General features: G+C 37.9%; 13 protein-coding genes and 1 pseudogene. 11 read left to right on the forward strand and 3 right to left on the reverse strand.

The genetic code is table 11. The features are described from left to right. Positions 1-60: 60 nt before the first annotated feature. The 3 genes from HLI_RS20285 (at position 61) to HLI_RS20295 (ending at position 2,786) form a co-directional block, all read left to right on the forward strand. Positions 61-306 carry a nucleoside triphosphate pyrophosphohydrolase gene (locus tag HLI_RS20285; protein ID WP_431357407.1) on the forward strand — a complete coding sequence of 82 codons (246 nt, stop codon included), beginning with the start codon at positions 61-63 and terminating at the stop codon, positions 304-306. Between the two features lie 39 nt (positions 307-345). After that, a complete protein-coding gene (locus HLI_RS20290) occupies positions 346-1,245 on the forward strand; it encodes an HNH endonuclease (RefSeq protein WP_241655901.1) in 900 nt (299 codons plus the stop codon). A 206-nt stretch (positions 1,246-1,451) separates the two neighbouring features. Then, the gene (locus HLI_RS20295; protein ID WP_128526708.1) at positions 1,452-2,786 is read left to right on the forward strand and encodes a D-serine ammonia-lyase; all 1,335 of its coding nucleotides are present in this window, start codon (positions 1,452-1,454) and stop codon (positions 2,784-2,786) included. 216 nt (positions 2,787-3,002) lie between these two features. On the opposite strand, the gene mqo is transcribed toward HLI_RS20295, so the two are convergent. The 3 genes from mqo to HLI_RS20310 form a co-directional block, all read right to left on the reverse strand. Beyond that, on the reverse strand, positions 3,003-4,499 hold the full coding sequence (mqo, locus tag HLI_RS20300; RefSeq protein WP_128526709.1) for a malate dehydrogenase (quinone): 1,497 nt from the start codon (positions 4,497-4,499) through the stop codon (positions 3,003-3,005). A 1,021-nt stretch (positions 4,500-5,520) separates the two neighbouring features. Next, complete coding sequence (locus tag HLI_RS20305) at positions 5,521-6,189, reverse strand: restriction endonuclease (protein WP_128526710.1); 669 nt, start codon at positions 6,187-6,189, stop codon at positions 5,521-5,523. A 431-nt stretch (positions 6,190-6,620) separates the two neighbouring features. Next, complete coding sequence (locus HLI_RS20310) at positions 6,621-7,436, reverse strand: YitT family protein (protein ID WP_128526711.1); 816 nt, start codon at positions 7,434-7,436, stop codon at positions 6,621-6,623. 693 nt (positions 7,437-8,129) lie between these two features. On the opposite strand from HLI_RS20310, the gene HLI_RS20315 reads away from it, so the two are divergent. From HLI_RS20315 to HLI_RS20350, 8 genes and pseudogenes are all read left to right on the forward strand, one after another. After that, positions 8,130-8,885: an IclR family transcriptional regulator gene (locus tag HLI_RS20315; RefSeq protein ID WP_128526712.1), complete on the forward strand. Its 756-nt coding sequence runs from the start codon at positions 8,130-8,132 to the stop codon at positions 8,883-8,885. A 247-nt stretch (positions 8,886-9,132) separates the two neighbouring features. Continuing rightward, entirely contained in the window at positions 9,133-10,158 is a 1,026-nt protein-coding gene (locus tag HLI_RS20320) for a C4-dicarboxylate TRAP transporter substrate-binding protein (RefSeq protein ID WP_241655903.1), read from the forward strand. A 99-nt stretch (positions 10,159-10,257) separates the two neighbouring features. Then, positions 10,258-10,743: a TRAP transporter small permease gene (locus HLI_RS20325; RefSeq protein ID WP_241655904.1), complete on the forward strand. Its 486-nt coding sequence runs from the start codon at positions 10,258-10,260 to the stop codon at positions 10,741-10,743. Between the two features lies 1 nt (position 10,744). Then, entirely contained in the window at positions 10,745-12,025 is a 1,281-nt protein-coding gene (locus HLI_RS20330; RefSeq protein ID WP_128526714.1) for a TRAP transporter large permease, read from the forward strand. 12 nt (positions 12,026-12,037) lie between these two features. Further along, positions 12,038-12,802 (forward strand): SDR family NAD(P)-dependent oxidoreductase, encoded by a 765-nt coding sequence (locus HLI_RS20335; RefSeq protein WP_128526715.1) that lies wholly within the window; start codon positions 12,038-12,040, stop codon positions 12,800-12,802. 101 nt (positions 12,803-12,903) lie between these two features. Continuing rightward, positions 12,904-13,257: pseudogene (locus HLI_RS20340) on the forward strand (aldehyde dehydrogenase family protein); the annotation flags it as partial. A 151-nt stretch (positions 13,258-13,408) separates the two neighbouring features. Then, positions 13,409-14,533, forward strand: a complete 1,125-nt coding sequence (locus HLI_RS20345) for a UxaA family hydrolase (protein ID WP_128526716.1) — start codon at positions 13,409-13,411, stop codon at positions 14,531-14,533. A gap of 12 nt (positions 14,534-14,545) precedes the next feature. Beyond that, positions 14,546-14,851 carry a UxaA family hydrolase gene (locus tag HLI_RS20350; RefSeq protein ID WP_128526717.1) on the forward strand — a complete coding sequence of 102 codons (306 nt, stop codon included), beginning with the start codon at positions 14,546-14,548 and terminating at the stop codon, positions 14,849-14,851. Position 14,852 lies beyond the last annotated feature (1 nt).

Below are 14,852 nucleotides of genomic sequence, written 5' to 3' on the forward strand. Positions count from 1 at the left end.
TTAGTACGTGATCTTATCCCACAAATTATTGAAAAGCAAGGGAAAGCCCTAGAAACTCAAATACTTTCAGATGAAGAATACAATAAAAAGCTGAGAACAAAACTTCAGGAAGAAGTGAACGAGTATCTGGAAGCAGAAAGTGATGAAGATGCCGTAGAGGAGTTAGCAGATGTCCTTGAGTTAATGAAGGCTCTTGCGAGGCAGCACGGTTCTTCTATAGAAGCAGTGGAAAAAGTACGTAAGGAAAAAGTGGAGAAAAGGGGAGCATTCGACGAGAAGGTGTTTTTACTACATGTCGAAGATTAATACATAGGAGAATTATATTAGAAAGACAAGGAGTAATTTATGAGTCACAAGTTGCGTGTGGGAGAACTCCAGGCCCTCTATTTAACGGAAGAGCAAATTTGGAGAACCTTCACAACCATTTTAACTACAAAGTCGAAGAAGTCTGCAACTTATAAATATGGTTTATTGAAGGCTATGATTGAAAATTTGTATCAAGTGGATGATAAAGAAATGGTAACTTATGATCAGCTTGCTTATTCTTTTGCAAAAATTTATTGGAACCTTGTTATACATCATGGATTAGAGCAGGGAACAAGCGGATTAGCAGTTGTGAATCGACTGATTGGAATTCAACAAGAAGAAGGTATTCCAAAAGATATCACCTTTGATAAACTTGATGCCATTATCCAAGTGAAGGCAACCACAAGAATAAAAGCAGTTATGAAAACAAACGTATTTGGAGCTCTTTATGGAGATACACAAGGTTCCTTTTATGCATTTGACCATAAAGAAGAAAGGTTTCAGTTTAACAGGGCTGTTTTGACATTCATGAGGAAATACCAGCTCTTAATCGTAGATCTCGTGAATTACCATATGGCTAAAATGATAGAGAAATTGAACGATGTTCCGCACATTAATTACTTGCTGGAAAAGGTAGAAAGTATTGCGAAGCGTTCTACTTTAAAGCCGTTTGAACGAGTGCTGCTTCAATATTTTGAAAATAGGTGTTTCTATTGTGGGAAATCCCTAAATAATGGACAGACTAAAACTCATGTAGATCATTTCATTCCATGGTCATTTGTGCAGTTGGATCAGTTATGGAATCTCGTCTTAACATGCAGTCACTGTAACACATCTAAAAATGTAAGTTGCCGGTTCGTGATTATCTTAGCTTGGTCGTCGAGAGAAATGAAGTTTTATTGGCACACCAGAATATTGTCACTCAGAATCAACACTTGATGAATTATAAAGAAGCAAAAATGGTTCATCTATATGATTATTCTATTCAGAATGGATATGAAAACATTTGGCTGCCTGGATGATGGGGTATTCCAATAAAACCCAAAGCTGATATCCCCGGTATAATGTAACTGCATGAATTTTAAGTATGTGAAATGTCCTGTAAGTTCGGGTGTCTTAATTTTACATCAACTAAGGAGGATATGATGGTGTCTAAAAGTAATCATAGCAGCGAGGAAGAATTGATTAACCTGTTAAAAAACAAGAAAGAAACGTTTTGGTCTAATGCATCACTTAAACCTTATCACACGCTTGAAGATAATCTAGCCATTCCTATCGAAGACCTTCATGAAGCAGAAAGGCTTCTTCAGAGATTCACTCCATATTTAGCTAAAGTATTTCCAGAAACCAGGAAAATGAGCGGAATCATTGAATCCCCAATTCGTGGCATACCTTCTATGCAGCAGATATTGGAAAAGCGATTCCAGCAATCCATTCCTGGCAATTTGTATTTAAAGTGTGACCATGAGCTTCCGATAGCTGGGTCCATAAAAGCGAGAGGAGGTATTTATGAAGTTTTAAAATACGCGGAAGAGCTGGCAATAAAACATGGAAAACTTACAAAAGACGACGACTATTCCAAGTTAGCTCATCCCGAATTCAAGCAGTTTTTTTCTAACTTTTCGATCGCTGTAGGATCAACAGGCAATCTGGCTTTGAGTATAGGCATAATGAGTGCAGTTTTAGGGTTTCAGGTAACGGTTCATATGTCCGTTGAAGCGAAAGAATGGAAGAAACAGTTACTCAGGGATAAAGGTGTAGTGGTGGTTGAGCATGATAAGGATTTTTCTTTTGCCGTAACTGAAGGACGAAGACAGTGTCAGGAAGAAAGTAACTGTTATTTTATTGATGACGAAAATTCAAAGGATTTATTTATGGGCTATGCAGTGGCTGCTTTGCGGCTCAATGAGCAATTAAAAAAAGAGAATATCACGGTTGATGCAGATCATCCCCTTGTGGTTTATTTACCATGCGGTGTAGGAGGTGGCCCTGCTGGTATCACTTATGGACTGAAGTATGTTTTCGGGGATCATGTGCACTGTTATTTTGCAGAGCCGACCAGCTCTCCTTGCATGATGCTTGGTCTTGCCACAGGAAAACATGAGGACATTTCTGTTCAGGATATCGGGCTTGATAATAAGACGGAAGCTGATGGATTAGCAGTTGGACGACCATCCGCTTTAGCTGGCCGGCTGGTAGAAAACATGGTGAACGGCATTTACACGATCAACGATGAAAACTTGTACAAGCTATTAGCCCTTTTGCATAACTCAGAAGGCATATCCCTCGAGCCCTCAGCACTTGCAGGCATGTATGGTCCTGCTTCCATTGATATTCAAAAGCAGTTAAGCCGCATGTATGACTCTAGGTTTAGTAATGCCACTCATTTAGTTTGGGCAACAGGAGGATGTTTGGTACCAAAAGAAATTATGGAAGGTTTTGTTTCTAAAGGAAGCAAATATCTTCGTGAGGAGGATTAGAAAAACTAACCTGTTGAGTCTGTGAAATCAGAAATTTTTCTCAAGTTTGATGATATCCTTCTATTCATGATAATAGCGAGCGAGCTATCTTACTTTCTTAGTATTTTCAAATAGCTCTTAAAGGTCAAAGCTCAGACAACAAAAACAACGAAGCATCGTGCGCCACATGTCGCATCGATGCTTCGTTGTTTTTTCATTCTGGTGGGGTTGGTTTGATTATCTTGCAGGTTCCATGAAACCAAGGGTACGTGAGGTAGAAACATGAACCCTATCTAGCAGTTCAGGATGATTCTCCAGCGACTCGCCGTAGGAAGGAATGATTTCTTTCAGCTTCGGTTCCCAAGCTTTAACATACTCAGGAAAGCACTTGTGTAAGACCTCGAGCATGATCGATACGGACACGGAAGCGCCTGGCGATTCGCCAAGAAGCGCCGCCATGGAACAGTCTTCAGCGTGAATCAATTTGGTTCCAAACTGGAGCGCGCCCCGTCCGCCGTCATCTGTATCTTCAATCAATTGCACGCGCTGCCCTGCTACGTGCAGGTCCCAGTCTTCACTTGAGGCGTTCGGAACAAAATGCCGAAGCTCTTTCATACGGTCCTCTTTGGACATGGTGAGCTGCTGGGCCAAGTATTTGAGCAGGGATGTATTCTTTGCGCCGGCTGCGAGCATCGTTAAAACATTCGTTGGCTTGACCGATCCAAGCAGATCCATCGGAGAACCGGTTTTCAAAAATTTTGGCGTAAACCCGGCGAAAGGTCCGTACAACAGCGTGGTTCTTCCATCAATATGGCGACGGTCCAGATGCGGAACGGTCATAGGCGGCGTGCCTGCTGGTTCCTTTCCATATACTTTGGAATGATGCTGTTGAACCACTTCTGGATTGTCACAGACGAGAAACTGTCCGCTGATCGGAAACCCTCCTATGTGTTTGCTTTCGGGGATGCCTGTTTTTTGAAGTAATGGAAGGGCATTGCCCCCGGCACCGATAAAGGCGAAGGAAGCCGAATGCTCCTCGAGCGTTCCTTTTTCAAGGTTCTGTACCTTTACTTCCCAAGCTCCGTCTTTCCTTTGTTTAACATCATTTACTGAATGATTGTAGCGGATTTCTACATTTTTCTGATTCTCTAAGTGGTTCAGCATTTGTCGGGTCAATTCTCCAAAATTAACATCTGTTCCATGATCGACCTTCGTTGCCGCTATCGGCTCTTCGGAGGAACGGCCTTCCATCATTAAAGGAATCCATTCCTTTATTTGTTCTGGATCATCGGAAAACTCCATGCCCTGAAATTGAGGGTGGTTAGTCAGAGCATCAAACCGCTTTTTCAAAAATTCCACATGATTTTCTCCGTAAACAAAGCTTATATGAGGCAAGGGGCGGATGAACTCCTCGGGACTTTTAAGGTCGCCCTGCTCGACAAGATACGACCATAGCTGTTTGGAAATCTGGAATTGTTCATTAATTTCCACAGCCCGGCTGATGTTAATGGTGCCGTCCGGTTGTACAGGGGTATAGTTCAGCTCGCAGAGAGCCGCGTGTCCGGTTCCAGCATTATTCCATTCATTTGAACTTTCTTGTCCAGCGGAGTCGAGCTGCTCGTATAAAGTGATATGCCAATCCGGCTGTAATTTATTTAGAAGCGTAGCCAGGGTCGCGCTCACGACGCCAGCACCGATAAGGACCACGTCGGTCGTTGTGTGGTTATGATTCATGCTCTTCCTCCTTCTTATAATTTAACAGGCAGTGGAGGAAACGTATTTTTACACAGACTTGGCGTTTTTTTCCTCTACGTACCTTGTTAGTAGTCGTGTCTGCCTTGCTGCTTTTGATCCAACATCAAGGCAGCATACCTTCTTGCATACCAAAAATGATAAAGTCATCAGATGACTTTTGTTGCCTTAATCTTAGCACTAGAAGAAAACGCTTTCAAAGATAAGGTGATCCGCAATGAGGAAGACAATTGTTCACATGGACGACTCGGAAATGTTACGTATCTTTCCCTCCGTATGTTCTAAACCTTTTTCGGTTATTTCTGGCTAGTTATGTCCATGATTTAAATGGAATTTGATCTGATCAGGCTCTGGATGACAACCGTTTTCGAATATTCCCGCACAAGGGTTCAGCATTTGTATCATCATTCTAAATATTGGCGCCATCATCGGTCGTGCGGTTTTCGGTTGGATTTTAGCCAATGCCGCCTATAAATTAATCTTCTTGATTTTAGGTATCATCGCTTGTTTAAAGGTGTTCGCTTTACCTTTAACAAATAAAACGCAATCAAAAAGTCCGTCTCTGTGACGGGCTTTTTGATTCACAATTCTGTAAACTAGCTTAAGATGGCACGAATGAAAGATGATGTCATCAGATCGGAAATAAGGTGGGACTTCCGTCTAACGATTATATGCATAGCAGGCTCTTATTTATTGATCAACTGCCAATGGCGTTGGTATTTGAAGAAGGACAAAGGTTAGATCCACCTCTGCCATCTTTTTGATCCACTTCGGACAGGGAATTGATCCACTCGTGCCATAAGTGAGCCACTACCATATATGATCGTGGCCATGAGTTTTACTGGTGTAACCCGTAACGCTCTCTCATCGTGAAAGTGCCTGACCCCCACTCTGCTAAAATAATAATGCAGTGGGGGTCAGGCACTTTTAACAAAAATATAATATTAGCGAACAATGTTTATAAATAATAGGATGCCCAATCTAACGCCATAGATTGGTTTTTTTATTTTGAGATATCTTTAAGTATAGGTTTTCTTTTACCAGAGTTTTTATTGTAATGTCTTAACATAAGGATAAGATCATCACGGTCTAGCAACTTCACTTTGTTTTTATGTGCCTGGATAATTGCTGCATTCGTATAGAATTGATTGGTTATTACCCACTTCTTATTGGCTTTATAATACCCTGAAGCACCAATTATTTCATTTACGGCTGATATACCTATATAGTCAGAGTACCTTTTCGCTTGGACTACAATGACATCTGATCCTTTTCTTAAGACAAGGTCTGCTCCATAATCACCAGACTTAGGAGTTGGTTTTACATCATATCCTTCACTTCTAAATAAGTGAGAAAGGACGGTCTCAAACTGAATACCACTCATTGAATCGATATCTTCAATTAAAGCATTCAATTGATTGCTGTTATAGAATAAGTTTTTGTATATATTCAAAATTATTTTAATGACTAAAAAAGCTAAGTAAATAACTGAATAAAGAAAGAAAAGAAGGAATGAAAAGTATATTATTTCATTAGTAGGAAATAGACAAACAACACAAAAATAAAGCAAGTTTGAAATTCCAATGAATATTGCCTTCTCTGATAATGACCAGTACTTGAACCGCTGTATTTTTTTCCATTGCTTTATGTAGTATTTAAATATTTTAATCAACCACCTTATATATAAGATCAGATGGTATTTTGCCCAATTATTAGGAGGTTATACTGCTTTTAATATTACTGAAATGGATTAAAGTAGAAGCACCAATTGGAAATGGTGAAAGTAAATTGGCAGATATGTCTATAATGAGCGATACAATGTTAAATTGGTTGATGTGAAGATAGCTGGTTTCTTTATTTAATCAGTACTATTAATCATTCCTGTAAGACGGTTGGATTTTTAAAACAAAAGAAGAAGGAAATTAAATAATAGTATATATTAAAGAGTTATCAGAAGGTTTGTGCATGAAGTTAAAAGACGATAAAAATGAGTAGGTAGGAATAAGCGACAATGGTGAGTAACATCGACTAAGGGAAAATGCCTGACCCCGACTCTGCTAAAGCGATAATGCAGCGGGGGTCAGGCATATTTAAAGTTTATATTTACCTTCTGAAATTTCCTACTACTTCTACAGTTTCACTGACACTGACAAATGCTTTGGGATCAATACTTGTAATAAGTGATTTAACTAACGCCAGCTCATAACGTGTAATGACTGTATAGAGCACTTTTCGTTCTGTGTTTGAATACCCGCCTTGACCGTGCATGACAGTGATGCCACGTATTAAATTATCCAGCAGCTCCGTTTTCACTTCTTCCCCACGATTGGATACAACCATTAAGCTAAGCTTCACGTGCCGGGTATGGACACGGTCGATAACTATTCCCGTAATATAAATGGATATCATGGTGTACAAAGCTAATTCCCATGAAAAAATAAAGCCGGATATAAAAACCACAACACTATTTATAGCGAAAATTAATACACCTAACGGGATATCACGCTTCAACGTTAGTAGCAGCCCAATAATATCAGCTCCACCACCGGATCCGTAAAACCTGATGATAAGACCGATAGCTCCACCGGCAATGGCTCCTCCAAATACACATGCTAACAATGCATCCTCTGTTACTTGAGTGACTGGGAGATATTGCATCGTGATGGAGGTTATGACTACAGAAAATACGCTATTCCCAATAAACTCTTTTCCTAGCTTCATCCACCCGATAATAAAGATCGGGGCATTAAGAAGCACTAACCAAATACCAGAATTTATAGGAGTAAGTATTCCGAACACCATAGCCAGACCGGTTACCCCACCAGTTAAAACTTCATTAGGTATTAAAAACAGGTTGAAGGCTACGCCTAAAACTATCGAGGCGACCAACAGTACTGATAAATTTCTCAAGCGACTCATGACAACACTCCAATTCATGTTAATGAAAATACTAGAATGAATTCTAGTGGCCATGTATTTGGAAGTCAATAGTATAGAAAGAGAGAATAATTTCCTTTGGTCATGTTGCAATCAAAGTCCGTTAATTCTTAAGAAAAGCCGCAATCAGTTACTGATTTATACACTTTTAACGAAGAGAGACTTCTGACTGAATAATAATAAAAATAAGCGATAAGTCTCTCTTATTAGATAATGAAACCGTAAATCGATACTACTATCAAAAAAAATTTTTTGATCTAATAGATATAGGCTACCTTTACAGTGTTATATAAATTAATAGAAATGGCTATCATTGTTCGTGCCTGACCCCCACTCTGCTAAAGCGATAATGCGTGGGGGTTAGGCACTGTTTTATCGTGAACTACTTTTAAAAGAAATTTTTTTAAGAACAAATTTATAATATTGAGGAGTCGAAAGTAAAAACTAAATATATTACTACCCACCGGAGAGGGCTGGCTTCCACCTGTTTTCTAAATTATTATTCTTCCATTTGTACTCCGAATCGTAAAACTCCCAGACTTTTTAAAATAGTTTTATTTAAAAAATAGAAAATCCTCCCAAAACACCCTTGATTATTCTGAAAATTCGTGGTAGTTTGAATATTGAAAGCGTATACAAAACTTAGTTTAATATACTAAACCAAAGAGGGATAATATGGGAAATAAATATTGGGTACCTGCAATTGAAAAAGCGAACAACATCATGACAATAATTGCAAAAGAGCCAGGGAAGTTAAAGTTAATTGAAATTTCAAGAAGAAGTAATATCAATAAGAGTTCACTTTTTTCAATATTGAACACGTTAGAAGAATTAGGGTGGGTTTATAAAGAAAGTGATCAAACATACTCGTTAGGAACTAGATTAGGATTTTTTAGTGCTCAATATTTTCAACAGTTTGATTTAGTAGGTTTTTTTAATCGAGAAGCAGAAAAGGCAATGAAAAAAATAGAAGAAACTATTCAACTTTCAATTTTAGAGGGGAACGAAATTATATATATAGCAAAAAAAGAGGGGCCATCAAGAGTAAGAATTGCATCGGGACCTGGAATGAGTTTACCAGCACATGCTACCGCAATGGGGAAAGCAATGTTGTCTAAATTTTCAAAAGACGATCTAGCCGAAATGTATAAGGAAAGTGGTTTCGAACAATTAACGGATAAGACCGTAGATAATTTACATGATTTACAGAATCAAATTAACGATATGAGGGAAAAAGGTTATGTTATTGAGAACCAAGAGTCAGTGAAAGGTTTTACCTGTATTGCGGCACCAGTGTGGAACGAGAGAAATGAAATTATAGCTGCTGTAAGTTTTACAATGCCACTTGATAATTGGGAGAAGAAAAGTGAGCTTTGTAAAAAGGAGATAATTTCCTTAGCAAAAATACTTTCGATTAATAGTCATGTGTGAAACTTGGCACCATCAGTTGAATGTAATAAATGAAATAAATGTAATTGAGGTGCCAACATTCATATATAAACTGTTGAAAAATTTAGGGGGTGATTATATAAAATTAAATAAAACCGTTTTATTTTGAAGGCGATTGTTAGGAGTTTATGGAAAGAATTAGTTTTGGCAATCAAATAGTATTTAAGGTTAATTACACCTATAAGATTCAGAATTTTTTGATTTAAAATAAGGTTAAGGAGAGATGAATGTGAAAGGATTTCTTAAGTTAAAACTAAGCTTTTTTGCAATTGTGTTACTAATATTTACTGTTGCATGCTCTTCCGAAACAGGTTCAGACAATGCGGAGGCTAAATCAGATGAAGGCACCTATACAATCAATGTTGCTTATGGTAATCAACCTGACGAGCCCATAGGTAAATTGGCTACAAAATGGAAAGAGCTTGCTGAAGAGAAAAGTGATGGCCGGTTAAAATTAAATCTTTACCCAAGTTCACAATTAGGCGCGGAGAAAGACGTTGTTGAACAAGCCGTGTCGGGTAACAATGTCATTGTTATGGCTGGATATGATTTCTTAATGGACTATGTCCCAGATGCAGGAATCTTAACAGCACCTTACTTAGTTGAAGATTTTGATCAGTTGCTATACTTAACAGAAACTGACTGGTTTGAAGGAGTTAGAGATGATTTACGCAAACAGAATATTGAAATTGTAAATTCTAAGACAGTTTACGGGGAACGTCACCTTTTAACAAATGAAAAGGTAACCTCACCAGAAGACCTAAAGGGAATGAAGATTCGCGTTCCGGATAATCAAATGTCTATCAAAACCTTCGATGCTATGGGAGCAGCGGCGACTCCATATCCACTAGGGGAATTATATACGGCACTTCAACAAGGTCTTGTAAATGGAGCAGAAAACCCACTTCCAGTTCTACAGGGGGTTAAAGCACATGAGGTTTCTAAAAACCTTTCTTTAACAGGTCACCAAAAGTTTATCACCTCGTGGATTGCAGGGACTGAATTTATTAATAAGCTCCCTGATGACCTAGTTGAAATTTTAAGAGAAACGGGAAAAGAGGCTTCCAAATATGGACGAGAGGTCTTGGAAGAAGAGACTGCAGCAGTATTAGAAGAATTTGAATCGTCCGGTGTAAAACTACATGAAGTTGATCAAAAAGCATTTAAAGAAAAAGTACAAAGTGTTTATGAAGAATTTTCTGAATGGACACCAGGGCTATATGATGAAATTCAAGAGTTGTTAAAGGACAGTTAATAGTTAATTGGTTAGTAGAGTTTTGGGGCATGTATGCTATATAGATGGTCATTCAGCTGCTTGCCCTATAAACTCTGAGCGCGAAAGGAGTGAAACTTGGTGGTCAAAAGTGGACTTAATGCAATAGATGATGTAATGGCATCACTCGCTCTTGTTGGGGTGATTCTGCTAACGGGCATAAACGTTCTGTTACGTTATATATTTAATGCACCGATTGCATGGACGATGGAGGTTGCACTTGGATTATTCATATGGTTTGTATTTATAGGTATAAGTTCATCAATGAAGCGTAACGGTCATATAGGTGTGGATTTCTTTGTAAAAAAACTACCGAGACCCCTTTGGATTTTAAGTGAAATTATTCGGGCAGCCGCCATTTATTTTGTGCTTATTTACGTTTTTATTTATCTTGGATCCAAATTTACCATGATGGCCACAGGTAAATTAACACCAATTTTGGGTTTGAGTTATCAACTAATTGATATAGCCGTTCCAATCGGTGGGGCAATAACTGCTATTCACTTTACGAGAAATTTTATTTTATCTTTACGAACCGAGTTTAGAAACGAAGGAGGGGAAGATTAGAATGGCTTTAGCTGTCGCATTAGTTCTCTTACTAGGGTTATTCTTACTAAATGTTCCAATCGCCTTCGGTTTAATTATAAGTTCGGTTGCTTACGTTTTATTTAATGATGGTTATTCATCCGAAATTTTAGTACAAAGAATGATTGGTGGACTAGAGTCAGTTCCTTTGCTTGCTATAATTTTCTTTATTACAGCAGGTATTTTAATGAACTATACAGGGATAACTAGCAGAATGCTTCGGTTTGCGCAAATGATTACAAAGCACCTCCCAGGGTCACTAGCGCAAGTGAACGTGGTCCTTAGTACGCTAATGGGAGGATTATCTGGTTCGAATATCGCAGATGCAGCTATGCAATCAAAAATTTTAGTTCCTGAAATGGAAAAGAGAGGCTATAGTCGTGCTTTTTCGACGGCCTTAACGGCAGGTACATCTTTAATTACACCAATTATCCCACCAGGAATTGCTTTGATCTTATATGGTTTTATTGGAAATGTTTCGATAGGAAGTATGTTCTTAGCAGGAGTTATTCCTGGAGCCATACTCTGTATAAGCTTCATGATTTACGTTCATTTTTATGCGAAAAAACATAAAATAGAAACGGAGAAACAAGAAAAAACAACAATGAAACAATTTCTAATAGTATCAAAAGATGCTTTTCTCGCCATATTATTGCCGTTAATTATTATTGGTGGCATACGTTTTGGGATTTTTAGTGCCACTGAAGCTGGTGCAATTGCGGTTTTTTATGCACTATTTTTAGGATTAATTGTCTATCGAGAAATGAAACTCTCACAGCTAATAAAAGCTATCATAGAAACAGTACATACTGCTGCTTCGATATTAATTATTATCGCAGCAGGCTCGGCATTTGCTTGGGTGTTAACGTTGGAACGAGTACCACAGAGAATGACTATGTTTATGACTGAGTATGTATCTACACCAATGGCATTTTTACTTGTTGTTCTTGTATTCTTATTGATAATTGGAATGTTTATCGAAGGGAATGTAAGCATTATTATATTAACCCCTTTGTTTATGCCAATGCTCCACCAATTTGGAATAGACCCAGTACATTTCGGGATTTTCTTTATTGTTTGTATAAGTATTGGAACCTTAACACCGCCACTAGGAACGGTTATGTATACAACTTGCTCAATAACTAATACAAACGTCGAAAAATTTGTAGTAGCTAGTCTACCATTTCTAATTTTACTAGTTTTAGTTGCATTGTTGTTAGCATTTATTCCTGGTTTAACCATGTGGATGCCGAATACTTTCTAAAAAGGAGAAACCATGAGATTAAAAGATAAAGTTGTAATTATAACTGGTGCAGGATCTGGAATTGGAAAAGAAACAGCCGTATTGTTCGCAAATGAAGGTGCCACCATTATCGTAAATGATCTAAATGAAAAGGCTGGTCAAAAAACAATAGACGAAATTCTTTCCAATAATGGTAAAGGGCTTTTTGTCCAGGGGGATGTCACGAGAATGGAAGATGTAAAGCATTTAGTTGACAAGGTCATAAAAAAGTTTGGAAGAATCGATATACTTTTCAATAACGCTGGAGTTAGTGGAGTTGGTCAGCTTCACGAAATAGAACCGGAAACATGGGAACAAGTATTTAAGGTAAACGTATATGGGGTATTCCTAGTTTCAAAATACGTCATTCCCCACATGATAAAACAGCGGTCGGGGACTATTATAAATATGTCATCTTGTATTGCAGAAATAGGATTGGCTGATCGTTCTTCCTATGCAGCAACAAAAGGTGCAGTGTTGTCATTAACAAAATCTATGCAAGTTGATTACGCTAAATATAATTTACGTATAAATGCCTTAATGCCAGGAACGATTTACACTCCCTTCGTGGAGGATTATATATCAAATTCCCCGGATCCTGAAGCCACAATTTCATCTATTAAAAAACGTCAGTTAGGCGAGGAGCTTGGAAAACCAATAGACGTCGCTTATGCAGCGTTATATTTAGCGTCAGATGAATCAAAGTTCATGATGGGGTCCCCTATGTATATCGATGGGGGGGTAGTAAATGGAAAATAGGAGGTTGATAAATATTTGACTTACAATTTCGTTGCCTTGATTTTTTTACAGTTAATTAGGGATTTATCGTATTAAATTACTAGATTATTTACATTAAAAAACTAGAACCAACTGTATTTGAAAATGTATCCCCCAATATGCGTATTGCACTGGAAGAAATATTTGGACCAGTTCTTGCTCTGATGAAGGTAGATACTTTAGAGGATGCACTTAATATGGCAAATGATTCAAAGTTTGGATTAAGCGCATCCATATTCACAACAAATATAAGTAATATGCTTTCATTTATTGAAGATATGGATGCGGGAATGGTTCGTATAAACGCTGAGTGTGCTGGTGTAGAACTACAAGCACCGTTTGGTGGAATGAAACAATCGAGTTCACACTCCAAAGAGCGAGATAGAACCGCTATTGAATTTTACACGTCTATAAAAACAGTATTTGTAAAGGGATAAGCACATATAAGCTTAGTAAGTTTGATTAATTAGTAATATGATAGTAATAAATTACTATCATATTATAAAAAAATAATTTCTTTTCAAGGAATCTATTACTGTTAGTACTAGCCTTAACTAATGGTTAATTAACACTGGAGGCGCTTACAATATGAATTATTCTTATGAGGGATTTAAAAGGGATGATGGAACAGCGGGAACAAGAAATTATGTTGGTATTGTTTCATCCGTTATATGTTCTAGCGCTGTGGTACGTGAAATTTCTGAAAAGGTAAGTGGGACTATTCCAATTGTGCATGCAAATGGCTGTGCCCAACTTGGTGATGATTTAAAGTTAACAAAAAATATGCTTGTGGGTATGTCGGCGAACCCGAATATTCACTCTGCATTACTTGTGGGATTAGGTTGTGAAACAAATCAAGTAAGTGGGTTATTGAAGCAAATTCCTAAAACAAAACCAATAAAAGGAATTGGAATTCAACAACTTGCTGGAGGCACTAATACAGTCCAAAAAGGGATATCGATTGCCGAAAAGTGGGCGGAAGAGGCAATGGAACAAGAAAGAACCAAACTGTCCTTATCATCGTTAACGGTAGGGGTCCTAAATGTTGATGCGGATCACGATTCATTAACAGAAACTGGTCCGGTAATAGGGAATGTTGTTAATAGATTAGTTGAAAACGATGCAAACGTGATTATGGGACTTTCTAAAACTCTAGCACCTGCTGGGCTTTTATTATCCGAACGAATGGTTGATATAACCGAAAAGGAAAAAATGATTAGTACTAGTAAGGGATTAAATCGTCTGCGTTGGAAAGATCCAACTATAGAAGATACTAATGGTAATGAATATACGGAAGAACAAACAAATCTGGCGGTACTAGAATCAGAGATGACAGGATCAGTTCCTATAAACAGTATCTTAGATTATGGTGAAATTCCAAAAGAGAATGGTCTTCATTTAATGAAGATTTCTAGTAATATTGTGGAATCGCTATCAAAAATGGCTTCAAGTGGTTGTAATATCGTGTTGGTCGTAAGTAAGAGGGGAGTATTGACGGGGTCGATTGCTTTGCCTTGTATGACAGTAACACCCCAAAGTAATAAAGGCTCATTTGACGAACTCATTGATTACACAATAAAAGGAAGTAATGTTCACCAAGAGAGTGAAAGAATTATAGAGGAATTGTTAGAGGTGTGTTCAGGAAAACAAACAGAAGTTGAAATGTTAGAGTTGGGAGAGTTTTCCATACCTCACTTAGGAACTACCTATTAAGGAGCGATACTGATGGGGCAAAAAGTCAATGCTATTAAATTAGATGAAAAAGATAATGTTGCAGTTGCGCTTGAAACTTTAAAAGTTGGAGAAACTTTATCTATTAAAGATGGGATAGAAGAAATCACCGTGTTGAAAAAGATAGCTTACGGGCACAAAGTAGCGATTTCCTCAATTCCTAATGATGGTAAAGTTATCAAATATGGGGAGTGCATGGGAATTGCAACGATGGATATTGCAATTGGTGATCATGTGCATGTACTTAATGTCCGCGGCTTAACCGAGGAAGATAAAAGTTTTCAAAAGGAGGTTTATTAAC

This window comes from Halobacillus litoralis (genome assembly GCF_004101865.1).
GTDB classification, from domain to species: Bacteria; Bacillota; Bacilli; order Bacillales; family Halobacillaceae; genus Halobacillus; species Halobacillus litoralis_A.

What these genes read in the sequence shown, in the direction of transcription:
- HLI_RS20295 (WP_128526708.1), top strand. Translation starts at nt 1,452, where the DNA reads ATGGTGTCTAAAAGTAATCATAGCAGCGAGGAAGAATTGATTAACCTG.
- HLI_RS20315 (WP_128526712.1), top strand. Translation starts at nt 8,130, where the DNA reads ATGGGAAATAAATATTGGGTACCTGCAATTGAAAAAGCGAACAACATC.
- HLI_RS20335 (WP_128526715.1), top strand. Translation starts at nt 12,038, where the DNA reads ATGAGATTAAAAGATAAAGTTGTAATTATAACTGGTGCAGGATCTGGA.
- HLI_RS20310 (WP_128526711.1), bottom strand. Translation starts at nt 7,436, where the DNA reads ATGAGTCGCTTGAGAAATTTATCAGTACTGTTGGTCGCCTCGATAGTT.
- HLI_RS20290 (WP_241655901.1), top strand. Translation starts at nt 346, where the DNA reads ATGAGTCACAAGTTGCGTGTGGGAGAACTCCAGGCCCTCTATTTAACG.
- HLI_RS20345 (WP_128526716.1), top strand. Translation starts at nt 13,409, where the DNA reads ATGAATTATTCTTATGAGGGATTTAAAAGGGATGATGGAACAGCGGGA.
- HLI_RS20350 (WP_128526717.1), top strand. Translation starts at nt 14,546, where the DNA reads ATGGGGCAAAAAGTCAATGCTATTAAATTAGATGAAAAAGATAATGTT.
- HLI_RS20330 (WP_128526714.1), top strand. Translation starts at nt 10,745, where the DNA reads ATGGCTTTAGCTGTCGCATTAGTTCTCTTACTAGGGTTATTCTTACTA.
- mqo (WP_128526709.1), bottom strand. Translation starts at nt 4,499, where the DNA reads ATGAATCATAACCACACAACGACCGACGTGGTCCTTATCGGTGCTGGC.